22 protein-coding genes and 1 pseudogene are annotated in these 23,188 nt (G+C 68.9%); 12 read left to right on the forward strand and 11 right to left on the reverse strand.

Translation table 11 applies throughout. From position 1 onward, the window contains the following. Window positions 1-17: 17 nt before the first annotated feature. The gene (locus AB0I79_RS61305; protein WP_357895311.1) at window positions 18-530 is read right to left on the reverse strand and encodes a recombinase family protein; all 513 of its coding nucleotides are present in this window, start codon (window positions 528-530) and stop codon (window positions 18-20) included. Between the two features lie 453 nt (window positions 531-983). Between AB0I79_RS61305 and AB0I79_RS61310 the strand changes: the two are divergent. After that, window positions 984-2,936 (forward strand): annotated as a pseudogene (locus AB0I79_RS61310) (DUF4158 domain-containing protein). Between the two features lie 69 nt (window positions 2,937-3,005). Here AB0I79_RS61310 and AB0I79_RS61315 read toward each other — a convergent pair. Further along, the gene (locus AB0I79_RS61315; protein ID WP_357895314.1) at window positions 3,006-4,259 is read right to left on the reverse strand and encodes a transposase; all 1,254 of its coding nucleotides are present in this window, start codon (window positions 4,257-4,259) and stop codon (window positions 3,006-3,008) included. Next, window positions 4,234-4,593 carry a transposase family protein gene (locus tag AB0I79_RS61320; RefSeq protein ID WP_357895374.1) on the reverse strand — a complete coding sequence of 120 codons (360 nt, stop codon included), beginning with the start codon at window positions 4,591-4,593 and terminating at the stop codon, window positions 4,234-4,236. The genes AB0I79_RS61315 and AB0I79_RS61320 overlap by 26 nt, the downstream gene beginning before the upstream one ends. Window positions 4,594-4,850: 257 nt before the next feature. On the opposite strand from AB0I79_RS61320, the gene AB0I79_RS61325 reads away from it, so the two are divergent. Both AB0I79_RS61325 and AB0I79_RS61330 read left to right on the forward strand, forming a co-directional pair. Beyond that, entirely contained in the window at window positions 4,851-6,080 is a 1,230-nt protein-coding gene (locus tag AB0I79_RS61325) for a Tn3 family transposase (RefSeq protein WP_357895317.1), read from the forward strand. A gap of 57 nt (window positions 6,081-6,137) precedes the next feature. Further along, on the forward strand, window positions 6,138-6,461 hold the full coding sequence (locus AB0I79_RS61330) for a hypothetical protein (RefSeq protein WP_357895320.1): 324 nt from the start codon (window positions 6,138-6,140) through the stop codon (window positions 6,459-6,461). 169 nt (window positions 6,462-6,630) lie between these two features. Here AB0I79_RS61330 and AB0I79_RS61335 read toward each other — a convergent pair whose 3' ends face one another. Then, window positions 6,631-7,482 (reverse strand): SDR family NAD(P)-dependent oxidoreductase, encoded by an 852-nt coding sequence (locus AB0I79_RS61335; RefSeq protein WP_357895323.1) that lies wholly within the window; start codon window positions 7,480-7,482, stop codon window positions 6,631-6,633. A gap of 254 nt (window positions 7,483-7,736) precedes the next feature. Here AB0I79_RS61335 and AB0I79_RS61340 point away from each other — a divergent pair, with 254 nt between their 5' ends. The 4 genes from AB0I79_RS61340 to AB0I79_RS61355 all read left to right on the forward strand — a co-directional run bounded on the left by AB0I79_RS61340 (window position 7,737) and on the right by AB0I79_RS61355 (window position 10,302). Continuing rightward, window positions 7,737-8,126, forward strand: coding sequence for a sigma factor (locus AB0I79_RS61340; RefSeq protein ID WP_357895326.1), 390 nt, complete (start codon window positions 7,737-7,739; stop codon window positions 8,124-8,126). Then, on the forward strand, window positions 8,117-8,650 hold the full coding sequence (locus AB0I79_RS61345) for a sigma factor-like helix-turn-helix DNA-binding protein (RefSeq protein WP_357895329.1): 534 nt from the start codon (window positions 8,117-8,119) through the stop codon (window positions 8,648-8,650). The genes AB0I79_RS61340 and AB0I79_RS61345 overlap by 10 nt, the downstream gene beginning before the upstream one ends. 220 nt (window positions 8,651-8,870) lie before the next feature. After that, complete coding sequence (locus AB0I79_RS61350) at window positions 8,871-10,097, forward strand: cytochrome P450 (protein ID WP_357895332.1); 1,227 nt, start codon at window positions 8,871-8,873, stop codon at window positions 10,095-10,097. A gap of 10 nt (window positions 10,098-10,107) precedes the next feature. Continuing rightward, window positions 10,108-10,302 (forward strand): (4Fe-4S)-binding protein, encoded by a 195-nt coding sequence (locus AB0I79_RS61355; protein ID WP_357895334.1) that lies wholly within the window; start codon window positions 10,108-10,110, stop codon window positions 10,300-10,302. Here AB0I79_RS61355 and AB0I79_RS61360 read toward each other — a convergent pair. Continuing rightward, window positions 10,282-10,539 (reverse strand): hypothetical protein, encoded by a 258-nt coding sequence (locus AB0I79_RS61360; RefSeq protein ID WP_357895337.1) that lies wholly within the window; start codon window positions 10,537-10,539, stop codon window positions 10,282-10,284. The two genes, AB0I79_RS61355 and AB0I79_RS61360, sit on opposite strands and share 21 nt — an antisense overlap. Window positions 10,540-11,424: 885 nt before the next feature. Here AB0I79_RS61360 and AB0I79_RS61365 point away from each other — a divergent pair. From AB0I79_RS61365 to mihF, 3 genes are all read left to right on the forward strand, one after another. After that, window positions 11,425-12,369 carry an NAD(P)-dependent oxidoreductase gene (locus tag AB0I79_RS61365; RefSeq protein WP_357895340.1) on the forward strand — a complete coding sequence of 315 codons (945 nt, stop codon included), beginning with the start codon at window positions 11,425-11,427 and terminating at the stop codon, window positions 12,367-12,369. Between the two features lie 5 nt (window positions 12,370-12,374). Next, complete coding sequence (sigJ, locus tag AB0I79_RS61370) at window positions 12,375-13,301, forward strand: RNA polymerase sigma factor SigJ (RefSeq protein ID WP_357895343.1); 927 nt, start codon at window positions 12,375-12,377, stop codon at window positions 13,299-13,301. Window positions 13,302-13,537: 236 nt separating this feature from the next. Next, the gene (gene mihF / locus AB0I79_RS61375; RefSeq protein ID WP_357895347.1) at window positions 13,538-13,927 is read left to right on the forward strand and encodes an integration host factor, actinobacterial type; all 390 of its coding nucleotides are present in this window, start codon (window positions 13,538-13,540) and stop codon (window positions 13,925-13,927) included. Here mihF and AB0I79_RS61380 read toward each other — a convergent pair. Next, the gene (locus AB0I79_RS61380) at window positions 13,920-14,849 is read right to left on the reverse strand and encodes a recombinase family protein (RefSeq protein WP_357895350.1); all 930 of its coding nucleotides are present in this window, start codon (window positions 14,847-14,849) and stop codon (window positions 13,920-13,922) included. The genes mihF and AB0I79_RS61380 overlap by 8 nt on opposite strands. Window positions 14,850-14,988: 139 nt before the next feature. Here AB0I79_RS61380 and AB0I79_RS61385 point away from each other — a divergent pair, with 139 nt between their 5' ends. Next, entirely contained in the window at window positions 14,989-16,458 is a 1,470-nt protein-coding gene (locus AB0I79_RS61385) for an NF041680 family putative transposase (RefSeq protein WP_357895352.1), read from the forward strand. Between the two features lie 98 nt (window positions 16,459-16,556). On the opposite strand, the gene AB0I79_RS61390 is transcribed toward AB0I79_RS61385, so the two are convergent. The 5 genes from AB0I79_RS61390 to AB0I79_RS61410 form a co-directional block, all read right to left on the reverse strand. After that, window positions 16,557-17,516, reverse strand: a complete 960-nt coding sequence (locus AB0I79_RS61390) for an MBL fold metallo-hydrolase (protein ID WP_357895355.1) — start codon at window positions 17,514-17,516, stop codon at window positions 16,557-16,559. Window positions 17,517-17,675: 159 nt separating this feature from the next. Next, the gene (locus AB0I79_RS61395) at window positions 17,676-18,614 is read right to left on the reverse strand and encodes a VOC family protein (RefSeq protein WP_357895358.1); all 939 of its coding nucleotides are present in this window, start codon (window positions 18,612-18,614) and stop codon (window positions 17,676-17,678) included. A gap of 10 nt (window positions 18,615-18,624) precedes the next feature. Then, a complete protein-coding gene (locus AB0I79_RS61400) occupies window positions 18,625-19,644 on the reverse strand; it encodes an amidohydrolase family protein (RefSeq protein WP_357895362.1) in 1,020 nt (339 codons plus the stop codon). Further along, entirely contained in the window at window positions 19,641-20,780 is a 1,140-nt protein-coding gene (locus AB0I79_RS61405) for an FAD-dependent oxidoreductase (protein ID WP_357895365.1), read from the reverse strand. The genes AB0I79_RS61400 and AB0I79_RS61405 overlap by 4 nt, the downstream gene beginning before the upstream one ends. 87 nt (window positions 20,781-20,867) lie before the next feature. Beyond that, the gene (locus AB0I79_RS61410) at window positions 20,868-21,899 is read right to left on the reverse strand and encodes a fumarylacetoacetate hydrolase family protein (RefSeq protein WP_357895368.1); all 1,032 of its coding nucleotides are present in this window, start codon (window positions 21,897-21,899) and stop codon (window positions 20,868-20,870) included. A 129-nt stretch (window positions 21,900-22,028) separates the two neighbouring features. Here AB0I79_RS61410 and AB0I79_RS61415 point away from each other — a divergent pair, with 129 nt between their 5' ends. Continuing rightward, window positions 22,029-22,988: a LysR family transcriptional regulator gene (locus AB0I79_RS61415; RefSeq protein ID WP_357895371.1), complete on the forward strand. Its 960-nt coding sequence runs from the start codon at window positions 22,029-22,031 to the stop codon at window positions 22,986-22,988. The last annotated feature ends 200 nt before the right edge of the window (window positions 22,989-23,188 follow it).

Below are 23,188 nucleotides of genomic sequence, written 5' to 3' on the forward strand. Positions count from 1 at the left end.
CGCCGCTCTTCGTTCCTCTACCTCCACCCCTCCGGGCCGCGCCCGCCGCCCGCGGGCGGCTGCCGCTGCCGGTTGGCCTCGTTCATCCGGCTGGTCAGCCAGTGCAGCTCAGCCTCGCCCATCTGGCCTTTCAAGCCCAGCAGCAACCGGTCGTTGATGTCGGACAGGTCATAGACCCCGTCGGAGTCGATCACCAGGGTGTCGGTGAACCGGGCCAGCTCCAGCAGGCGGGCCACGTCCGCGTTCGAGCGGGCCAGCCGGGAGACCTCCAGCCCGAACACCGCCCCGACCTCGCCCAGGCAGACGCGAGCGACCAACTGCTTGAACCCGTCCCGGCGGGTGGCGCTGCGTCCCGACAGCCCCAGATCGCAGTCGATGACCTCGATGTCGCACTCGTCCCAGCCCATCCGAGCCGCCAGATCGGCCAGATCGTACTGGCGCCAGGTCGACTCGGTGTGATCGCGGATCTGGACCAGCGTCGACTGGCGGACATACATGATCGCGACGCGTTCCAGGTGCGAACGCGTCACCTTCGGCTCTCCCCGGATCATCGGTGCTCGCTCCGTCGCCTTGTCCGCTCGTTTCGGCGTCACCGCCGGGCGCCGTCTCGCGCATCCGACGCGCCGGCACCGTCTGCAGGCCGCTGGCCAGGGCGGATTCCAGCATGTTCGCCAGCACCGCGATCACCTCGGCGCATGCGGTCAAGCCACCCGGTCCCGGCGGATCCGGGTGGTTCTTCTCGTCGGCGCCAAGACCGCCGGTCCCGATTGTCACGACTCATCACCACTTGAACCGGATTGGCCCTTCTTCCCCGAAAAGACCATCCGGTCCCGGCAAGGGGTCTTGGGACTATCCGGCCGGAATTGAACGATAAGCCTCCGACGCAGGTCAGGGACTTGCAAGGGGAGGCGTCGCGGACGGGTTGATCTCGGTTTGGGTGTACCGGCTGGTAGACGGTCATCGATCTCATACCGTCACGGTCTATGTCGTTTCAGTACTTGTCCGAGGAGCAGAGGGCCCGCTATCGGCGGTTCTTGACGGATCCGTCGCCGGAGGATCTGGAGCGGTTCTTCTACCTGGACGCGGACGCGTTGGCGGAGGTGGCGAAGAAGCGCGGCCCGCACAACCGGCTCGGCTGGGGTCTGCAGTGAGGGACGGCGCGGATGCTCGGCACGTTCCTGGCCGACCCTGGCGATGTACCGCATGTGGCGGTCGACTACGCCGCCGAACAGCTCGGGGTGGCGGACCCTTCGTGTATCAAGCACTACGCGGAGCGGCTGCCGACCCAGCATGAGCACGCGCGGGAGATCCGCGAGCTGTTGGAGTTGCGGGAGTTCGCGGACGCGGAGCTGCGGGTGTTCGTGGCGTCGCGGGCGGCGCAGACGCGGGATTCGCGGCGGGAGCTGTTCGACCGGGCGGTGGTGTGGCTGATCGAGAACCGGGTGTTGCTGCCGGGGATCACTACGTTGGCGCCGCTGGTCGCGAACGTGCGGGCGGAGCAGCTGGCTGCGGTCAACGAGCATCTGGTGGAGCAGACGCCGGTGGAGATGCGGCGGGAACTGCTGGAGACCCTGGTCGTGCCGGCGGGCAAGAAGGTGTCGCCGTTGGAGTGGATACGCACGGCGGTGGCGCTGTTGTCCGGGGCGGGGATGAAGGAGGCGTTGAACCGGTCGGTGGCGGTGTGGGCGTTCGGTGCGGGCGCGGTCGACGTGGGCGGGGTCGCTCCGGTGAAGCTGACGGAGCTGGCCGCCTACGGGATGTCGGCGAAGGCACCGAAGATCGGGCAGTTGAAGGGGAGCCGGCGGGTGGCGACGTTGCTGGCGACGATGCGGCATCTGGAGGGCGTGTCGGTCGACGACGCGCTGCTGCTGTTCGATCTGCTGATGTCGACGAAGCTGCTGGCGCGGGCGAGCCGGGATGAGAAGAACGCGAAGCTGAAGTCGCTGCCCAAGTTGCGCAAGGCCGCGCTGCAGGCCGAGTCGGCGCTGCGGGCAGCGCTGGACACCCCGATGACCCAGCGGGAACAGTCCCCACAGCCCGATGACCAGGCTGAGGAGAGCGCCGAGTCAAGGCCGGTGATGCGGGAGACGACCGCGTCCGAGATGATCGCACGGATCGCGTCGGCGGTGCCGATCGAACAGTTGGAGGCGCTCGCGGTGATCAAGGAGTTGGTGCCTCCGGCCGGTGAGGATGAGGATCTGGCGTGGCGGGCGGAGCTGACGAACCGGTTCGCCTCGGTGCGCGGGTTCGTCGAGCTGCTGGCCGACACGATCACCTGGGACGCCACCGACGCCGGTGCCGGTGTGATCGCGGCGTTGCGGGGTCTGCCTCGCGTGCTCGCCTACGGCAAGCACGCCGGGGTGCAGCACCTCGAGACGCACAAGGATCTGGTGGCGGGGTCGTGGCGGCGGCTGGTGTATGACAACCCCGAGCTCGGCGACCGGCTGATCGACCGGCACGCCTACACCTTCTGCATCCTGGAGCCGCTGTGGTCGGCTCTGCGCAGCAAAGATGTGTACGCCGTCGGCGCGGACAAATCCGGCGACCCGCGGACCAAACTGATCCCGGACGCCCTGTGGAGCGTGCACGCGCCGAGCATCCTGACCGCGCTCGGCCTTCCCGCCGACCCGGCCGAGCATCTGCGGAAACTGTGGGGCGATCTGGGCGGGATATATCGCGAGCTGGCCGGCAGCCTGGACGCCAATCCCGCCATCACGGTCAAGGACGGCCGGCTGAACCTGGCCCGGCTGGAGGCGGCCCAGCTGCCGGAGGCCTACCAGGCGGCCCATGACGCGGTGATGAACATGCTGCCGCGCATCGACTATCCCGAGCTGCTGCTGGAGGTCCACGGCCACACCGACATGTTCGACGCCTTCGAGCACGTCTCTGGTTCGACATCGCGGCGCGCGGACCTGGACATCAGCCTGGCCGCCTGATGGTGGCGTGGCGCGCTCCTGCCTTCCGCGTCAGAGTTCATGGGCTCTTGAGCACTCTCTGGGGAGTGGTCACGGTCGGTGACTCAGTTGTGGAGCGCCATCTTCCGGAGTAGGTCGAGGTTGGCCCGGCCGAACATGAGCCGTTTCCAGAATTTGATCTTGCATATGGTGCCCTCGACAGCGCCTGATGAATAGGGGAGGGTGAGCCCGGCCAGGACGGCGGCGTGGTCGCGTTCGATGCCGTTGGCCAGGGAGTGGAGGGCGTGGGAGCGGGTCGGCACGGACGGCGGTGAGCCAGCCGTCCAGGTGCTGCCGGCCGGTGCGTTCGGTGAGCATGGTGGCGAAGGCTCGGACGTGGCCGGTGGTGGCGGCCAGTTCGGGACTGCGGCCCAGAATCTTGGCGAGGTGCTCGGCCTCGGTTTCCCTCAGGTGGTCGGGATGGGTCATGATCCAGCGGACGACCCGGCGAGGCTTGGGCGGAGCGGGCGTGGTGGGGGCCTGCCTGGGCCGCGACTGGTCGTCGGTGGGGTCGGGCCGATATTGCCGCAGGTAGGCGCGGACGGCTTCGGCGCTGCCCTGCCAGCCTCGGCTCTTGATCTCGGCATGGAGGACAGCGGCGTTGGTGACTCCTTGGTTCCACCGCTGATTGAGGTAGGGCTTGAAGTCGTCCAGGATGCTGGCGCGGTGAGTGGCTTTGAACAGCACCTGCTCCAGACTCCCGGCGCGGGCGAACCGAGCCACGGTCTGCCGGTTCAACCCCAGCTCGCGGCCGATCGCCGAGAGCGACAACCCCCTGGCCAGCAGGGCATGTACCGCGTCGTACCGCTCCGTGTGCCGGGCGACCAGCCGCCGCGACTGACCTGCACCGTCACGGTAGCCGTCCGGATCGGCGGGCGGCGGCGCGAGGTCTGCACCAGGCTTGGTGGGGTGTGGTGCCGCTGTCGGTGCGGGCTCCCTGTACTCCGGTCCGGGGTCGGGGTCGTGCAGGGCGGCATGGTGGGCGATGACGGTCCTCTCCACCGCCTTGCCCAGGTCCTGTAGCAGGTGGAACTTGTCGGCCACCTGCTGAGCATCGGGCGCGCCCTGTCGGGCCCCCAGCGCATAGGAACCTCCCCTGTCCCTGCAGATCACCTCGATCCCCGGGTGCGCACGCAGCCAGTCTGCGAAGGTGTCTGCCTCCCGGCCATCGAGCACGTCGATCACCTGGTGGGTGTCCATGTCCAACAGGACGGTCGCGTACGAGGTTCCTTTGCGCTTGGCAAAATCGTCAACCCCGAGGACGGTGACCGGCCCGACCTCAGGATCCGGCAGCGCTCGGATCATCCGGATCAGCGTGAAGCGCGAACGACCTGGCCCATCGCGCCCGCCAGACGGAGCCCGCGCTACCGGCCAGCGCGAGTGCAACCCGCTCCAGCAGAGCTCGAAGCCCCACTGTGCGGCGCTGGTGCTTGGCGGTCCGGCCGTCGACCTGTTCGGCGAACGTCGCGACCGGGCAGGAACCGCTGCCGCAGAGGAACCGGCGGACCTCTAACGCGACCTGGATCGGCCGCCCGCCGCATGACACATCCTGCAGACGGCGCTGGTACCGGTCATGCACCCGCGTAGTCGGTGTGGCGCACCGCGGGCAGACAGCCAACTCGGTTCCGGTACATGCCATGATCCGTACACTGCCGCTCGCATCCTCGATCCGTTCGAAATCCAACCCCGTCCAGGTGCGGGAACAACAAACGCAGCAGATGAGCCTGGTCGTCGGTGACCGGAGACAGCACAATGACCCCCACGGCCGTTCTTGGTGATCGGATCTTGGTGGTCAAGATCGTCACAGACCGGCCGTTGCCATGTGCGGTGAGTTACAGAATCTCCACCCAGCCGGGCTCCACCTCAGGCCCTCAGCTGCCCTCAACGTCACTCCAGGTGACTGCTCCCCAGAAGGTGCTCAAGAGCCCATCTTCTCTGACACACCTCGCCTGCAACCTCGGCTTGGGGCCGGCGGCCAAGCCCGGCGATCCCGTGCTGGGCATCCACCGGCTGATCAGCGCGGAGAAGGGCTACTTCCACCGCCACGGGATGGGCTTGGCGTCGGGGAAGATGATCGAGAAGCAGGCCGGCATCGACATCGCCCGCGAGGACTGGGGCGGCGGGCTGGTCGCCTCGGCCGACGGGCTACGGTTCGTGGTCCCGGTCCGCCCCCTGTACGGGCGACCGAACCCGCACTACTTCGGCCAGTCCAAACGCTCCAAGGGAGCGACATGGCTGGCGATCGTCTCTGATCGGGTGATGGGCCTGGACGGGTTGCTGGTGCCGGGCACGATGCGGGACTCGCTGTTCATCCTGGACGCCCTGCACCGGCTGGACGCCAAGGAGCAGCCGGAGGTCCTGACGACGAATACAGCGTCGTATTCCGACATCGTGTTCGAATTGTTCGCAATCTGCGGCTACCAGTTCGCGCCCCGGATTGCCGACATCAGCGACGCTCAGCAGTGGTGGATCGACCCCGCCGACGTCGACCTGGTCGACAAGCGCACCACCCCGGCGGCCGCCGGGTACGGAAGACTGACCGAGCTGAACCTGCGCCGCGTCAACATCGCCTTGATCAAGCAGCACTGGCCACAGATGCTCCAGGTCGCCGGATCGCTGGTCACCAACAAGGTCCGCGCCTACGACCTGATCAAGATGATGACGGCCGACGGCCGCACCACCGGCCTCGGCCACGCCTTCGCCCACTACGGCCGCATCTTCAAGTCGATGCACCTGCTGCACGTCGCCCACCTGGAGGACTACCGCAGGATGATGGGCGCCCAGCTGAACGTCGGGGAGGGCCGCAACGGCCTGGCGCGGGCGGTGTTCTTCGCCCACCACGGCCAGCTGCGCAGGGGTTATGAACGCGGTATGGAAGACCAGCTCGGCACGCTCGGCCTCGCTTTGAACGCGATCATTTTCTGGAACAGCCTGTACATCGACGCCGCGGTGAAGAAACTCGCCGCCAGCGGCATGAAGATCGACCCGGAGATCAGGGCCCACTTGTCACCGCTGCAGTGGGAACACATCAACTTCCATGGGACGTACCCGTTCAACCGGCCGGAACTGCCCGGCCGGTTGCGGGACCTGCGCGACCCCACCGCCGACGACGACCCGGAGCTGTGACGATCAGCGCGTCGTGGGCTGGCTACCGGGGCTGGGGTCTGGGCCGACGACCGCCAGGTGGCTCAGTTCAAGCACCGCTGCGACTGCCCGCTCCGGCAACGCTGCACCACCGCCAAGAACGACTGCAACCTCGACGTGCACCCCGCCACGCGGTGCTGGCCGCAGCACGCCACCAGGCCGCCACCGACTCCGACTGGCAAGCCGCCTACCGGCGCTGACGACCACCGGTCGGACGCGCCATCGCCAGCCCTGGCCTGGCCGCTGGCCCAGTACCCCTGGATCGTCCCGATTCCCCGTACCCGCCCGCTGGAGCGCCTGGAGGTGAACATCGCCGCCGCCCATGTCGAGCTCACCACCCTCAAGCTCCTCCCGCGCCCGTGATTGGTGACGCCGTCGTTCAGGGACGCCGTCACAGCCACGTCCTACACCGCGGTGTCACCGTCGCCTGCTTGATCCTCTGGCTGTGATCATTGAGACACACCCTAGCCTCGACGTCCATGTGGACAGGGGAAACCCTGGTGATGTCGAAGCGGGCGGCCCTGGCGGAGGATTACCGAGCTTCTTGATCGAGGTTGCCGTGAGCTTCCGCTGACAGGTCCTGCCAGTCGGCCCAGGTCTTGAGCCGGTCGGCGTAGACCTGCTGGAGCATCGGGTAGAAGCCCTGGCCGAAGAGTACGCGCAGGGGTGGGGTGTCGGAGTCGACGATCTTGAGGAGTGCCTGGGCCGCGGCGGCCGGGTCGCCGGCGGGCTGCTTTCCCGCGAACCCCGCGAGGCGCTGGCGGAGGCCGTCGTAGATCGGGTTGGGCTCGGCCATGTAGCCGTTGTTGAGAGGGTCGGGGTTCTTGCCGGACCTGATGGCGAAGCCGCCGGGCTCGACCACGGTCACCTTGATGCCGAAGCCGGCGACCTCGTGGGCGAGGGATTCGTTCAGGGCTTCCAGGGCCCACTTGGAGATGTGGTAGGCGCCGCCGAGCGGCATGGCCAGGAGACCTGCGGCCGAGGACAGCTGGATGATGTGCCCCGCGCCCTGCTCGCGGAGGTAGGGCAGCGCGGCCTGGATGACCCACACCGCGCCGAACAGGTTGGTCTCCAGCTGGTGGCGCAGGTGCTGCTCGGTCAGTTCCTCGATCGCGCCCATCTGGGCGTAGCCGGCGTTGTTCACGATGACGTCGAGCCGGCCGAAGTGCTCCTTGGCCCGCTTGACGCCCTCGAAGACGGCGGCCTTGTCGGTCACGTCCAGCTCCAGCGGAAGCACCGCGTCGCCATGGGCGGCGACCAGCTCGTCAAGGCTTTCGGTGTTCCGGGCGGTCGCGGCCACCTTGTCGCCGCGCGACAGGGCGGCCTCGACGAAACTGCGGCCGAGGCCGCGGGACGAACCGGTGACGAACCAGACCTTGCTCATGATGTCGTTCCGTTCCGTCTTCGGTGGCGGTCGCGCGCTGGTCACCACGCGACGGGGCCAAGGCGATCACTCGTGGAGTTGTGTGCCGCGCGGATCGTTCGCGCGACGTCCTGACGACCAGGAGGCGCCGGCGACCCGGCTTCTGTGACAGTGCGGTCATGTGACGTTTGCCACCGATCACGGGTGTCACACAGCGGTGCGAGCCGGCGCCTTGTGTATAGAGCACCGTTGAGAGCGAACAGGCAGGAGCCGCTATGAACGAGCGCAGCGAGCCAACGACGGGCACAGCCGAATCGCTCGCCGGCGGCGGCCGGATGGGCTGCGGAATGGGCTCGGCCACCGAGGCGTTCGTCGCCCACCGCAACCTGCTCTTCACCGTCACCTACGAGATGCTCGGATCGGCGGCTGACGCCGAAGACGTCCTGCATGAAACCTGGCTGCGGTGGATGAAGGTCGACATGGAGCAGGTACGTGACCAGCGGGCCTACCTGGTCCGGATCGCGACCCGGCGCTCGCTCGACCGGCTGCGCACCATGAATCGCCGTAAGGAGGACTACGTCGGCTCCTGGCTGCCGGAGCCGCTGCTCACCGCGCCGGACGTGGCCGAGGACATGAGCTGGCCGAGAGCGTGTCGATGGCGCTGATGATCGTCCTGGAGACGCTGTCGCCGACCGAACGCGCCGTCTTCGTGCTGCGCGAGGCCTTCGGTATCAGTTACGACGAGATCGCGGCCGCCGTCGGCAAGAGCCCCGCCGCCGTCCGCCAGATCGCGCACCGCGCCCGAGAGCACGTCGATGCCCGCCGCCCTCGTGGGGAGGTCGCCCCGAACCAGGCCCGGGCGGTGTTGGAGTCGTTCCAGCGCGCGTTTGAAACCAGGGACCTGCAGGGCCTCCTCGACGTGCTCGCCCCGCAGATCGTCCTGATCAGCGACGGCGGCGGCGTCAAGCAGGCCTCGCCGCGACCGATCACCGGCGCCGACAAGGTGGCCCGCTTCATCGTCGGCGGCCTCGGCAAGGCCGACGTCGTGCTCACCAGCGAGCACACGTTGGTCAACGGCAACCCGGCACTCGTCCTACGCGTGAACGGCGAGATCGACGGCGTCATAGCAGTGCGTGTAGAGGACGCCGCATCACCGGCCTCTACTACGTCCGCAACCCGCAGAAGCTGACCCGCATCGACTCCGAGACCCCGCTCACCCTGCGATCAACACGGTGACAAGCCGGACCGCAAGCTCGCAGCGACCTGGACCTGACTGTGACACACGAGCCTCTCGTCCTGCGCAGAACGGTCCGGCAGGTCGGGAGCCCACCGGTGGCGGTGCGATCACGCCGCCGAGGTCACCAGCAAGCAGAACACATTCAGCCAGATCCATTACCAGGAGGTTATTCATGACGAAGAACGTCGCCGGCGAACTGGCCGACCTGGCACTACCGGTCGAGCGTGGCTGCCCGTTCACCCCGCCCGCCGCGTACGAGCGCCTGCGCGAGCAGGCGCCGATCAGCAAGGTCCGCCTGATCAGCGGCACTGTGGCTTGGTGGGTGTCCGGGCATGAGGAGGCCCGTGCCGTCCTCGCCGACGGCCGCTTCTCCTCCGACCGGCGCAAGGACGGCTTCCCGCTCTTCAACCTCGATGCGGCGACCCTCCAGCAGCTGCGCAGCCAACCACAGCTGATGATCGGCATGGACGGCGCCGATCACGCAGCGGCCCGCCGTCCGGTGATCGGCGAGTTCACCGTGAAACGGCTGGCCGCGCTGCGCCCGCGGATCCAGGACATCGTCGACCACTTCATCGACGACATGCTCGCCACCGACCAGCAGCCAGCCGACCTGGTGCAGGCGCTGTCCCTGCCGGTGCCCTCCCTGGTGATCTGCGAACTGCTCGGCGTCCCCTACACCGACCACAACTTCTTCCAAAGCCGCACCACCATGTTGGTGAGCCGGGCCTCCTCGCCGGAAGACCGCCAGCGGGCCTTCGCCGAACTGCGCGCCTACATCGACGACCTGGTCACGCGCAAGGAGTCCGAACCCGGCGACGATCTGTTCGGCCGGCAGATCGCCCGGCAACGCCAGGAGGGCACCCTCGACCACGCGGCTCTGGTGAGCCTGGCCTTCCTGCTGCTGACCGCCGGACACGAGACCACGGCGAACATGATCTCGCTCGGCGTGGTCGGACTGCTCACCCATCCGGAGCAACTGGCCCTGATCACCGCCGACCCGGGCAAGACGCCCATGGCCGTGGAGGAACTGCTGCGCTACTTCACCATCGCCGACGGGGTCACCTCCCGGGTGGCCACCGAAGACGTGCAGATCGGCGGGGTGAGCATCAAGGCCGGCGAGGGCGTCATCGTCTCGATCCTTTCGGCCAACTGGGACCCGGCGGCGTTCAAGGACCCGGCCGAACTGGATGTCGAGCGCGGGGCCCGCCACCACCTCGCCTTCGGATTCGGCCCGCACCAGTGCCTCGGCCAGAACCTGGCCCGGATGGAGCTGCAGATCGTCTTCGACACGCTGTTCCGCCGCATCCCCACCCTGCGGCTCGCCGCACCGGCCGAGGACCTGCCGTTCAAGACCGACGCCGTCATCTACGGCGTTCACGAACTCCCGGTCACCTGGTGAGCAGGACAAGATGCGGATCAAAGCCGACACCGGCCTCTGCGTCGGCTCCGGCCAATGCGTCCTGACCGAGCCGGCCGTCTTCGACCAAGACGACGACGGCATCGTGGCCCTGCTGACCGACCACCCCGACGACCAGACCGCGGCACAGGTGCGCCACGCCGTCACCCTGTGCCCGTCCCGTGCCCTATCCATCCTGCAGGAGTAACTGTCCCCCATTCTGCAGGACTAAGAGGGCGCGACGTGAGTCGACGGCCTCCAGTTCATCCGCACTGGAGGCAAGAGGAACCGGGATCTGGGCAAACGCCGACTGGTCACCCCTCCACCAGCGCCTCACCTGCTCCATGGCCTTGCCGCGTTTGCGGGCGGACTCGTGGCCTTCGAGGATGCGGTCGCGGATGTACTCGCGTTCCATGCCGGACAGCACGGCGAGCACGGTGAACACGACGCCGGAGGGTCGTGGGAGCCCCTTGAGTTCCCGGTGAGGAACTCCAGCCCGATGTCAGACGCCGTCAGCTCCTCGGCGAGCGTCGCCAGGACGATGCCGCGGCCGAGGCGCTTGTAATCGTGGACGACGAGAGTGACGGCCCTGAACGTGAAAGACCTGTACCCGCAGGACAAGCGCGGCAGGATCACCGCGAAGGGCGGGACGACGGAGTGGATTCACTGACCGCCCGGCACCGCCCAACTGCTGCCCCGCCTCATCGCCCGCCGCGCCCGCGGCCCGCTGTTCCTCACCGACCGCAAGGCCCCGGCCAGCACACCGACGCTCGACGTGTACCCGGAGACCGGCCGGGCTCGGCTCTTCTACCGCCGGGCCGAGGAGATCTTCGAGGAGAACACCCCGCTGCCGGCCAACCCGCTCCGCCTCACCCGAGGACGTCGAGGACCTGGACGGCGGACCCTGCACCGGCTCCGCCACAGCGTCCTGACCCACGACGCCGAGGGCGGCGCTCCACCCCGATGCTGCTGGCCCGCTCCCGCCACGCCTCCGTCCGTTCCCTGGAGCGGTACGCCCGCCCGGCGTCGACGCGGTCGCCCGGCACGTTGCGGAGCGAGATCCCGCCGCGCGACGTAGGATCCAGCGCCCGCCGAGCAAGATCAATCTCGCTCGGATTTCCGGTACGCCGACTACTCGCACCCAGCAACGCCTGAGGCGGGTGGCCATGCGGCCGCTCGGTCGATGTGACGGCCCACCTCCTGGGGCTGCATCAAGCACGCCCGCCGCCACGGGGGCTACGAACACTCCGCTCTGTGAAATGGATCACAGCCGATCATGGAGGGTCGGGGTGTCTCGTCTTTGTATGTGAGCACGACGAACGGAGACATCATGAAGATCTTCCTTGCCGGAGCGTCCGGTGCCATCGGCAGCCAGATTGTTGTCCAACTCGTGGCGCGCGGCCATGAGGTCGTCGGCACGACCCGCTCGGCCACCAAGACCGGTGCGCTGCGCGCACTCGGTGCCGAGCCGGTTGTCGTCGACGCGCTCGACCCCGAGTCGGTGGCCGACGCGGTGGCCAAGGCGGAGCCGGAGGTGATCGTGCACCAGCTCACCGCGCTGAGCGGACCGATAAACTTCCGGCAGTACAAGCTGATGGGGGCCGCGACCAACCGGCTGCGCACCGAGGGCACCGACCACCTACTGGCCGCTGCGCGCGCCGTCGGTGTCCGCAGGTTCGTGGCGCAGAGCAACGCTCAGTGGATGGAACGCACCGGCGGGCCGGTTGCCGACGAGAACGGCCGGATCGAGCCGAACCCCCCTGCCGACGCGGCGGAGGCGGTGGCCGCACTGCGCTACCTGGAGGACTCGGTGACCGGCATCACCTGGGCTGAGGGCATCGCGCTTCGCTATGGCGGTTTCTACGGCCCGGGGACCAGCATCAGCGCCGCGCCGGACGCCGTGATGGCGGAAGAGCTCCGCAAGCGGAAGTCCCCGATCGTGGGCAGCGGTGGCGGGGTGTTGTCGCTGGTGCACATCACCGACGCCGCGTCGGCCACGGTCGCGGCCGTCGAACGCGGCCGGGCCGGGATCTACCACGTCGCCGACGACGAGCCGGCCCCCGTGCGCGACTGGCTGCCGGACCTGGCCCGCGCACTCGGCGCCAAGCCGCCGCGCCGCGTACCGGCCTGGCTCGTGCGCGCGTTGGCCGGTAAGGCCGCGGTGGATATGATGACGCGCGCCCGCGGGATCTCCAGCGAGAAGACCAAGCGCGAACTGGGCTGGACGCTCCAGTATCCGAGCTGGCGCACGGGCTTCGCCAAGGGATTGGAATAGCCGACATGTCCGTCTCGGACCTGTACGGCGAGCTGCGCCCGCGGGCGTTCGCCATGGCCTACCAGATGCTCGGCAGCGTCAGCGAAGCCGAGGACGTGGTGCAGGAGGCGTTCCTGCGGATGCACCAGACCCTGCAGCGGGACGAGCCGATCGCCTCGCCGCGGGCGTACATCGCCACATTGGCCACCCGGCTGGCCATCGACCAGCTCCGCTCGGCACGGGTGCGGCGGGAGAGTTACGTCGGTGAGTGGCTGCCGGAACCGCTGGTCACCGGCCCGACGCCGGCCGAACACGCCGAGAGGGCCGACTCGCTGTCGCTGGCGTTCCTGGTACTGCTGGAGAACCTGTCGCCGCACCAGCGGGCCGCCTTCCTCCTGCGCGAGGTCTTCGACTACCCGTACACGGAGGTCGCCGAGATCATCGGCACCGACGTGGACAGCACACGGCACCTGGTGGCCCGAGCCCGCAACCACGTCCAAAAGCACCGGCCCCGCTACCACGCCACACGGCGACAACGCGAAGAACTGGCCCAGCGCTTCTTCGCCGCCTCCGAACAAGGCGACCTGAGCGCGCTCGAAGAGCTGCTGGCCCAGGACGTGGCGCTGCACATCGACGGCGGCGGCAACGTGCCGGCCCTGGGCCAACCGGTCAACGGCCGGGAGCGCGTGGCAGGCACCGTGCTGGCCGTCCGCGCCGCATTCGCACGCCTCGGCGTCCGCATCCGTCTCACCGAGGTCAACGACCAGCCCGGCGCCATGGCGTACGACACGCAGGACCGGCTCGTCGGGGTCATGGGACTCGGCATCGCCGACGATGGTCGGATCCAGTCCATCCACTCCATCGTCAACCCCGACAAGCTCCGGCACCTCGGCCAGGTCAGCGACCTCGGCGCCCGGCTGCGCGCACAACGCCGATCCGGCGGCAACCCCTGACCCAGGGTCGCACCCGCGACGCGGCGCCAGCGAGACGAACCTGCCGCGTCACCGGCTCTGCACTGGACCAGGTGATGCCGACCTGGCTCGGCATCACCTGGAGCGGAGGGGCGCCCTGACGGCCACGCGTGCGAACGTGAGGTTGTCACTACAGTGATACCCCCGCGAACGTGGCCTGCCGGTAGCAGTGGAACGGTGAACCGGGTTTAGTGTCAAATCTGTTGACGCGGTGCGGGATGATGATCGGCGGCAGCCCTGTCGTGATCTCTGGCGGGAAGTCGCTGACCAGACGATCTTTTCAGGAGAGGTGCCTGATGGGCCTGCCGGCGATGATGGCGGAGCAGCGTGCGAAGGCGTTGGCGAAGGCGGCCGAGGCGCGTACGGCGCGTCGGGCGCTGCTGGCGGAGGCGGCCTCCGGCGCGGTGAGTGTGGCGGAGGTGTTCGAGCTCGGCGGGCGGGATCTGGTCGGCAGGACACGGGTGGTTGCGGTCCTGCGGGCCGTTGCCGGGTGTGGGCCGGCCCGGGTCGCGGCGTTGATGGCCATCTGCGGGGTGGCGGAGAAACAGCGTGTTGGCGCGCTGAACGACCAGCATCGCGAGCGACTTGTGCGGGCTTTGATCAGCTGACAGCGCCGGGGTTGATCGTGGGCGCTATCGGAGCTCCGCGTCCGGGTGAGGTTGGCTCTGCAGGCGATGGCGAAGTTCGGCCTGCTGCGCCGTCAGCGCCTGGCCCGGGGCGTCGGATGCGGGCCGGGCGGGGTCGGGGGATGTCCTCGGCGTGCAGGAGGGCGAAGTCGGCGTGGGCCGCCTCGATGGCTTCGGGGTAGGCCTGTGTCTTCTCATGCTCGGCGAGGGTCCGGTAGATGCTGGCCAGGGACGGGTTCTCGCCTCTGCGTTTCCCGGTGGGGATCACGAGGTCTTTGCGGATGTCTTCGACGCGTTCCCCGGCGGCCTTGCGGCGCAGCGCGGTGTGCAGCATGTCGTCGGTGATCGCTGGTGGCCGGCCGCCGTGCTTGCCCTTGCGGGCGGCGGCGTCCAGGCCCTCCAGGGTGGACTCGCGGATGGCCTCGCGTTCGGTCTCGGCCATCGCGGCGAAGAAGGCGAACAGCATCCGGCCCGGCCCGGACGGATCGTAGATCCCGGCGAGCGGTCCGGCGAGCATCTCCAGGACCAGGCCGTGTGCGGTCAGGTGGTCGGCCAGCGCGGTGAGTTCGGCGGCGTCGCGGCCCAGCCGCTTCGTCTCATACACCGTCAGGATGACCCGGCAGTGCGGGGCGTGCGCCTTGATCTGGCGGGCCAGTGCGAGCGCCGCCTCGAACTGGGGGCGCACCTTCATCCGGGTCGAAATCTTCTCGGCGAAGATCTTCTCGCGCGGAATCCCGTGCGCGACCAGCGCGTCCAGTTGCGACTGCAATTCCTGGGTGAGCGCGGAGCAGCGGGCATACCCAATCCGGATGTCCGCCGTCGGCCGGTCGTCACGAAGCGGTGCGGGCGGCGGCGTGCCCGGCCGCCAGGGCTGGCCCGGGTTCCGGTCGGCGGGGGTGATCACCCACAGCAGCTTGGGTGCCGTTAGCTTGATCTTTAACCTTGGTGGCTGGTGAGGCCGCGCCAGATTTCTCAACAAGACAGCCCTTGGGTGATCATTCTTCTTGTCGAGGGAAGAAGATCCATAACCAAGGGCTGTCGTGATGACTAGTGTGCCTGATCTATGTCCGGTTGATGCATGGGGGGAGCTGACGCGGTTCCGGGCTGAGTTCTACGACTGTCTGACCGCGCGGGCCGATGCGACGTTCGAGCTGGCCGAGGCGGTGTTATGCAGTGATGGACCAGTGCGTTCGCTGGTGGAGTTGTCCCTGGTCGGTGAGCACCGTCGAGGTCATGGGTCGCTGTATGCGGCGTTGGATCGGGGCCGGCTGGATGTGGGGCGGCTGCGTCGGGCGTTGAGCACAGTGTCCCTGCCCAGAGCGGCAGACGGGCGGTTGGTGCTGGCGGTGGATGTGACGTGCTGGTTGCGGCCGGACGCGCACACCTCGCCGGAGCGGATCTTGTGCCACACCTATGGGCGGGGCAAGGACCAGCACATCATGATCCCGGGCTGGCCGTACTCGTTCGTGGTGGCGTTGGAGACGGGCCGCAGCTCGTGGACGGCGCCGCTGGATGCGCTTCGGCTGGCGCCGGGGGATGATCTGGCCGCGGTGACCGCCGCCCAGCTGCGCGAGGTGGTCGAGCGGCTCATGGCGGCCGGGCATTGGCAGTGCGGTGACCCCGACATCCTGATCGTGGCCGATGCGGGTTATGACGGGCCGCGCTTGGCATGGTTGTTGCGTGATCTGCCCATCCAGATCCCGGCCAGGATGCGTTCGGATCGGGTGCTGCGCCGGGCGGCCCCGGCGCGGGTGCCGGGGACCAACGGTCGGCCGCCGCGCCATGGGGGCGAGTTCGTCTTCGGTGACCGGGGCAGTTGGGGCGAGCCTGACGTGGCCACCGAGGCTGAGACCCGCTTGTATGGGCGCGCCACCGCCTGGGCTTGGGATCGGCTGCACCCGCGGTTGACCCGCCGTGCGGCCTGGCTCGATTCGGCTGAGCTGCCGATGATCGAGGGCACCGTGATCCGTCTGGAGGTGGACCATCTGCCCAGCGGGGCGATTCCGAAGCCGGTGTGGCTGTGGTGGTCCCAGGTGGACGCCATCGCCGTCGAGGTGGACCGGATGTGGCAGGCGTTCCTGCGCCGCTTCGACATCGAGCACACCTTCCGCCTGCTCAAACAGACCCTCGGCTGGACCTGCCCCAAGATCCGCGATCCGCGGGCGGCTGATCGCTGGACCTGGCTGATCCTGGCCGTCTACACCCAACTCCGGCTGGCCCGTCCCTTGGCCGCCGATCTACGCCGTCCTTGGGAGGAGCCTGCATCCCCGCAGCGTCTGTCGCCCGCTCGCGTTCGTCGAGGGTTTCGGCACCTGCGCGCCAAGACGCTCAGTCCGGCCCAGGCACCGAAACCTTTCCGGCCAGGACCGGGACGGCCATCAGGGCGCCGCAACAGCCAACCTGCTCCACACCACGACGTCTACACCGCTACCGGCCTGACCACCAGGAAGACCCCGGCCCGGAGACCGACGACGAAGAAATCGGCGAACCCACGTCCTCGACGCACAGGTTAAAGATCAAGCTAGGGGATGGACCTCGTTGTGGTGGAGGACGCTGACCCGATCACCGTCGTCGTCGGCGTAGGTCACGAACCGCACAGTCGCGCTTCCCTTCAGACGGAGGTGTGCATCGGGCGGCCGAGCCAGGCGATCGCGTTCCCGAAGGCGGCGATCACGTCGAGGTCCCGGCCGGCGTGGTCGGCGTAGACGCGGTGCAGGTTGAGCACGATCCGTTCGGCGTCGGCCCAGCCCGTGAACTCGCCCAGGTCGACCTGGCGGGCGGCCTGCAGGGGCGTCAGACCCCGGGAGAGCCCATCCTGGGCGGTGTCGAGGATGAGCCGGTAATAGCGGCGGTGCTCGTCCAGGACCCGGGTGATGCCGGTGCCGGTGAGGACCGGGCCGTGGCCGGGGACGACGACGTCGGGTTGCAGGAACTCCAGCCAGTCGACCGCGGCGAGGGCCCCGTCCACCGAGCCCATGAAGACCAGCGGGGTGAGTCCGGCGAACACCAGATCGCCGGAGAACAGCACGCGTTCTTCGGGCAGCCAGGCGATCAGATCTCCGGTGGTGTGCGCCGGGCGGCCGGGGTGCAGCAGCTCGATCCGCCGACCTGCGACGTGCAGGGTGAGTGCGGAGCCGGCCGAGATGTCGGGAAGCCTGCGGGCCACCGGCCCCCAGTCCGGGACCGGGTTCCACAGCGGTGGGCAGCCGTCGATGATCGGGTCGGCCTGAAGCCCTTCCCGCATCCGGCTGTGCCCGACGATCACTGTCGTGGAGGGGAGGAGGCTGTTGCCGTAGGTGTGGTCACCGTGCTGATGGGTGTTCACCGCCAGCCGGACGGGCGCCCCGCCGGTGGCCGTGTCCACGGCGTCGAGAAACCGGCGGGTGCGAGCCGCAGTGGCACAGGTGTCGATCACCAGGACCCCGTCGTCGCCGGCCACCGCGCCGGCGTTGTTGACCCACCAGGTCCCGTCCGGCTGCACCCAGGCGTGGATCCCGGGAAGCAACTCCTGGAGTTCCGCCGCGTCCGCTGTGGGAGGAGGAGCGGAGTTCGTGTCCGGGGTGTCGGTCATGACCCGGGCTGTCCGTCGTCCTTCACGCGGCGGCGACCGTGCTGTTCGTACCTGGCGAAACGCATGGCAATCCTCAGGATCTGGGTGAGTTGGTACAGGCCGGGGGGCGCGGGGGCATGGCAGAGCGGGGAGTGCGCCGAGCCCCCTGGGCCAAGAGGGTCAGACCGGCGGAGCGACGAAGACGCCGCGGTCGACGTCGTTGTGCATCTCCTTGGCGATCATCTCGTTCATTGGGTTGGCCGTGCCCCACTGGTCGGCGTTCTCGGGCTTCGTCAGGTCGTAGATGTGCGGGTGCCAGGTGTCCTCGTCCAGTTCTTCGAGCTCGGTGGTGTACTCCACGGTGTTGCCGTGCGGGTCGAGGAAGTACGTGAAGGTGTTGTCGCCCGCCATGTGCCGTCCGGGGCCCCAGACCTTGGTGGCGCCGGAGCGCATAACGCGGCCGGAGCCGCGCATGTACTCGTCGATGCCGCGCATCTCGAAGGAGAGGTGTTGCAGAGAGGTGTGCGGGCCGCGGGCAATGGCCATGGAGTGGTGCTGGTTGCTGATCCGCATGAAGTGCATGAGCTCGCCCATGTGCGGGATGCTCATCGTGTCGGACAGCCGGAAGTCGAGGTGCTGCTCGTACCAGGCGCGGGTGGCGTTGATGTCGGTGGAGTTCAGGACGACGTGCGAGAGACGGACGGGGATGGCCTCCTTCTCCTCGACACGGCGGTGCTTGCGTGCCTCGACGTCGGCGGAGACCTCGATGGTGCGGCCGTCGATGTCGAAGAAGCGGAAGCCGTAGCCGCCGCCGGGGGTGTCGAGCTTGCCGGGCTGGGAGATCAACTGCACGCCACCCGAGAGCAGTTGCTCGGCGAGCGTGTCCACGTCAGCGGGGCTCGCGGCACCGTAGGAGATGAGGTCGAGGCGCTTCTCCCCGGCCTTGCGGAGCCGGACGATGTACTGCTCGGGGGAGCCCTCGGCGGCCAGGAAGGAGATGCCGGAGTCTTCGGCGACCTTGGTCAGGCCCCAGACGCCGGCGTAGAAGTCGAGTTGCTTGTCGTAGTCCGGCACGGCGAGGTCGACGTGCCGCAAATGGGTAAGTAGACGGTTGGTCATGTCGGACTCCTCAGGTGAGGCACAGCAGCGCTGCCGCGTTGCCGCCGCGCACGGCGTGGAAGTGGGGATCGGATAGGTCCTCAACGGCGCGCAGCGCGCCGAGCGGGTCGTCGGTGCCCATGTCGAAGGGGAAGTCGGAGCCGAGCAGCACCCGGTCGGGGCCGGCCACCCGGATCAGTTCGCGCAGGACGTGCGGGTCGTGGACAAGGGAGTCGAAGTACAGCCGCTTGAGGTAGCTGCTGGGCGGGTGCGCGCAGCCGCGGGCGTCGGCGCGGGCACGCCAGGCGTGGTCGGAGCGGCCGATGTGGGTGGGCAGGTAGCCGCCGCCGTGGGCGGCGACGACGCGCAAGCCGGGATGGTTGTCCAGGACGCCGGAGAAGATGAGGTGGGAGAGCGCGACGGCGTTCTCGGCGGGCTGGCCGACGGTGTTGGACAGGTACCAGCGGTCGAGGCGTTCGTCGAGTGTGCAGCCGAAGGGGTGCAGGAAGAGGATCGCCCCGGTTTCCTCGGCACGCTTCCAGAACGGTTCGTATGCGGGGTCCGACAGCTCGCGCCCTGGCGCGTGGCTGGAGATTTCGACACCGCGCAGGCCCAAGCCGAGGGCGTGGTCGAGCGCTTCGACGGCGAGGGCCGGGTGCTGGAGTGGGACGAGGCCGAGGCCGTGCAGTCGTTCCGGGGCTTGGGCGACGTGCTCGGCGGTGCCGGCGTTGGCCTGTTCCCAGACCGTGCGGGCCAGGGCCTCCTCGGCCCAGTAGTGGTAGTGCGAGGGGGAGGGCGAGACCAGTTGGACGTCGATCCCGGAGGCGTCCATCGCGGCGAGCCGGGCCTTGACGTCGGTCAGTTTCGGGACGCGGTCGCGGAACATCGGGCCGCTGACGGCAAGGGCCTCGGGGCCGTTGCGGCGGGCCTCGAGAGCGCGGGCGGCGGCCAGGGCGGGGTGTCCTGCGACGGCGTCCTCGATCCGCGGGAGCAGGACGTGCGCGTGCACGTCGATCGTGGGTGCGCTGCTCAGCGGACTCACGGAGTTCACGGGGTTTCCTTGATGACGGACATCGTGCGGTACATCAGACCGGGCATGTCGGCGTTCTGGACGCCGTCCAGCTGCCACTGACCGAGTTGCACCGAGGCCTCGACCACCGTGCGGACACGGTCGATCCGGCGTTCGTAGAAGCCGGTCAGCAGGGCGTCCAGAGAACTCCAGTCCTGCTCCTCGCTCAGCATCTCGGCCAGCACGGAGGCGTCTTCCAGCGACATGGCCGCGCCCTGGGCGAGGGTGGGGGGACAGGCGTGGGCGGCGTCGCCGATCAGGACGACCCGGCCGCGGTGCCAGGAGCCCTCGACGAGCAGCCGGGTGAACCACGTGTAGTTGACCTTGGCCGGGTCGGTGATGCTCGCGGCGATCTCCGGCCACACGCCGCCGTAGCCCGCGGCCAGCCGGCGCATCTCCTCCGCGTAGGAGGCAGGGTCGATGGCGGTGCGGTCGCGGTTGGCCTCCACGAGGTAGGCGTACATGGTGTTCTGGCTGGTGGGGCAGTAGCCGGCGATGTAGCAGGGGCCGCCGTAGCTCAGGTCGGAGCGCTCCACGCCCTCGGGGCGGTGCGTGGCGACGCGCCAGATGGCCATGCCGGTCGGCTCGGGCTTGTCGCTGATGCCGATCATGGCGCGGGTGGTGGAGTTGACGCCGTCGGCGGCGATGACGAGGTCGTAGCGCCCCTCGGTGCCGTCGCTGAAGCGGACGGTGACACCGGTCCTGTCCTGGGTCAGCTCGTTCGCGGTGGTCCCGAGGCGCACGCTCGCGCCGCTGGAGCGGACGGCCTCGCACAGGATCTCCTGAAGCTGTGCCCGCTGCATGCCGGCGGTCGCGGGCAGATCCTCGCCACCCGTGCGGATGCCCTGTTGGACGTGGAACACCGTCCCGTCGGGCGCGGCCAGGCCCACGGAGTCGAAGGCGTAGCCGGTCTCCTGGACCTTGTCCCACACACCCAGTTCGCGCAGGACGCGCAGCGCGTTGCCCTGGAGGGTGATGCCGGAGCCGAGGACGTTCCAGTCGGGTTGGGCCTCGATCAGGTCCACGGTGGTGCCCGCCCGCCGCAGCAGCACGGTCACGGCGTTGCCGGACGCGCCACCGCCGATGACGAGGACGTTGCGAGGACGGGGATCTGTCATGGGGTCTCCTGTGAGGGGCCGCACGGCGTGGGCGGCAAGGGCGAGGCCGGGGCGCGGCTATCGGGGCCGCCCCGCCGTTTCAGGGCGCTACTTGACGGCGATGGGGTCGACCGGCGCGCCGACGGCTGCCGCTTCCTGCGCGACACAGCGGGTGCGCTGGGCGCCGAGCCCGGTGATAGAGCCGTCCATCACGTCCCCGTCGCGCAGCAGTCGGCCCCAGTGGATGCCGTTCCCCGCCGGGCTGCCGGTCAGAACCAGGTCGCCGGGGAGCAGCCGGGCGGTCTGGGAGATGTACGAGACGATCCGCGCCACGTCGAAGATCATGTCCTTGGTGGACTCGTCCTGCATGGTCTTCCCGTTGAGCTTGAGGGTGACCTGCAGGTCGGACGGGTCGGCGATGGAGCCTGCCGGGACGATCCAGGGGCCCAGCGGAGTGAAACCGGGGGCGTTCTTGCAGCGCAGCCAGTCGGTGCCGATGGGGGGCATGTCCCGGCGGAAGACGGTCGCCCGGTCGGTGAGGTCATTGGCGATGGTGTACCCCGCGACGTGGTCCAGGGCTTGCTCCACGGTGACCCGGTAGGCGGGGCGGGAGATCACCGCGGCCAGTTCCAGCTCCCAGTCGGGCTTCTCGGCCCACGCGGGGAGCACCACGTCGTCGTAGGGACCGCTGATCGCGGTCGGCAGGCCGATGAAGACGTACGGGAGGTCCTCGGCGGCTCGCTTGTCCATGATCGCCGCGATCTCGGCGCGGGCCTCCTCGACGGTGCGCGGGTCGTCCGGGGCGCGGTGCGCGACCCCCAGGTCGATCACGTGCTGCCGGTAGTTGGCGCCCGACTGGAAGATTTGCCGGGGCTCGAGGGGCGCGTGCACCGCCAGCTCCGCCAGCGGCTGCCAGTCTCCCGCCGGGTCCTCCACGAGGGTGCGCAGGAGTGGCAGCTGCTCGTCCCAGCGCTCCACGAGCACCAGCGTGGTCAGCGTGGGTTCGCCCAGTGCCGTGCACAGGTCGAGCACTCGGCCGTCCGGCGCCACCAGGCCAGGGAACCTGGCCCCGCCCGGAGCCGAAAGGGTGCCGATGGCGAACGGGCCGGAGAAGGGAACTGACGCGGCTGTGGATGTCACGGAGATGTCCTCCCGATTGAGATGTCACTAATCTGGCCCGTAAGGTGTGATCTGGCAAATAGATTCCTTGGATGGACTAAATCCAGCGCACAAATACTCGTACGCTCCGACTCCGCACTGGGATGCTTCGTGAATCTGGCAAGCCTGGACCTCAACCTCGTCGTCGCCCTGCGCGCCCTGCTGGAGGAGCGCAGCGTCACCAAGGCGGGGCGACGCATCGGGCTCAGCCAGCCCGCCACGAGCGCTGCCCTGGCCCGGCTGCGACGCCATTTCGACGACGACCTGCTCTCCCGGGCCGGCGGACACTACGAACTGACCGCCCTCGGCCTGGCTCTCCTCGACCGCACCGCCACCGCCTGCGACCTGCTGGAGCGCGTCTTCACCAGCCAGGCCAACTTCGACCCCGCCCGCGAGGAACACGAGTTCACCCTGATCGCCTCCGACTACGCGGTGGCCGTCTTCGGCGCCGAACTCGCCCGCACCATCCATGCCGAGGCGCCAGGCATCCGGCTCCGGTTCAAACAGGCGCCGACGGAAGCCATCGAGGACACCACGGCGCTGCTGAGTGCCGTCGACGGGCTGCTGATGCCACACGGCATCATTCGCGGCTTCCCCACGGTCGATCTCTACCGGGACAGCTGGGTCTACATCGTCGCCGACGACAACCCCGAGGTCGGCGAGCAGCTCACCCTCGACGACCTGGCCCGGCTACCGTGGGTGACGTACCAGCGCACCTACGACGCGCCCGCCGCTCGCCAGATCGGCTTGCTCGGCATCGAGCCGCGCGTGGAGATCTCCGTGGACAGCTTCCAGTTGATGCCCCTGCTGGTCGCAGGCACCCGCCGGGTGGCCCTCATCCAGGGACGTCTCGCCGAGCGGCTGGGCGGGCTCGTCCCGGTCCGCGTCATGGAACCGCCATACGACGCCGTGCCACTCCAGGAAGCCCTGTGGTGGCACCCGGCGCACACACACGACGCGGCGCACATCTGGCTGCGTGAGACGGCGGCCAGGGTCGGCGAGGCCGTCAAGGCCGATCGGCCCACGAGCTCCAGCCCGCCGGTTGGAGAGCGCGTCGTGAAACGTGGTTGAGACAGGAGGCGTCGCGCTGCTGAGGGTGCAAGCGGAGGCCGACAAGGCCGAGGGCAGCACGGTCCGCGCCGCGGTCGCATCCATGGTGTGCCAACGAAACTGGTGCTAGGAATGTCCTGAAGATCTTGGTGGGCTGGCCAGGTGGGGTTTCGGGATTCAGACTCGGGTCATGATGGGTCGTCGGAGGGTTCCGGCTGGGC

This window comes from Nonomuraea sp. NPDC050202, assembly GCF_040656115.1.
Taxonomy (GTDB): Bacteria; Actinomycetota; Actinomycetes; order Streptosporangiales; family Streptosporangiaceae; genus Nonomuraea.

Excerpts from the sequence above, each read along its gene's own strand:
- AB0I79_RS61340 (WP_357895326.1), top strand. The coding sequence starts at position 7,737 with ATGAACGAGCGCAGCGAGCCAACGACGGGCACAGCCGAATCGCTCGCC.
- AB0I79_RS61390 (WP_357895355.1), bottom strand. The coding sequence starts at position 17,516 with ATGACCGACACCCCGGACACGAACTCCGCTCCTCCTCCCACAGCGGAC.
- AB0I79_RS61405 (WP_357895365.1), bottom strand. The coding sequence starts at position 20,780 with ATGACAGATCCCCGTCCTCGCAACGTCCTCGTCATCGGCGGTGGCGCG.
- AB0I79_RS61395 (WP_357895358.1), bottom strand. The coding sequence starts at position 18,614 with ATGACCAACCGTCTACTTACCCATTTGCGGCACGTCGACCTCGCCGTG.
- AB0I79_RS61335 (WP_357895323.1), bottom strand. The coding sequence starts at position 7,482 with ATGAGCAAGGTCTGGTTCGTCACCGGTTCGTCCCGCGGCCTCGGCCGC.
- mihF (WP_357895347.1), top strand. The coding sequence starts at position 13,538 with ATGATGATCGGCGGCAGCCCTGTCGTGATCTCTGGCGGGAAGTCGCTG.
- AB0I79_RS61365 (WP_357895340.1), top strand. The coding sequence starts at position 11,425 with ATGAAGATCTTCCTTGCCGGAGCGTCCGGTGCCATCGGCAGCCAGATT.
- AB0I79_RS61345 (WP_357895329.1), top strand. The coding sequence starts at position 8,117 with ATGGCGCTGATGATCGTCCTGGAGACGCTGTCGCCGACCGAACGCGCC.
- AB0I79_RS61350 (WP_357895332.1), top strand. The coding sequence starts at position 8,871 with ATGACGAAGAACGTCGCCGGCGAACTGGCCGACCTGGCACTACCGGTC.
- AB0I79_RS61315 (WP_357895314.1), bottom strand. The coding sequence starts at position 4,259 with ATGATCCGAGCGCTGCCGGATCCTGAGGTCGGGCCGGTCACCGTCCTC.
- AB0I79_RS61320 (WP_357895374.1), bottom strand. The coding sequence starts at position 4,593 with ATGGCATGTACCGGAACCGAGTTGGCTGTCTGCCCGCGGTGCGCCACA.
- sigJ (WP_357895343.1), top strand. The coding sequence starts at position 12,375 with ATGTCCGTCTCGGACCTGTACGGCGAGCTGCGCCCGCGGGCGTTCGCC.
- AB0I79_RS61355 (WP_357895334.1), top strand. The coding sequence starts at position 10,108 with ATGCGGATCAAAGCCGACACCGGCCTCTGCGTCGGCTCCGGCCAATGC.
- AB0I79_RS61385 (WP_357895352.1), top strand. The coding sequence starts at position 14,989 with ATGACTAGTGTGCCTGATCTATGTCCGGTTGATGCATGGGGGGAGCTG.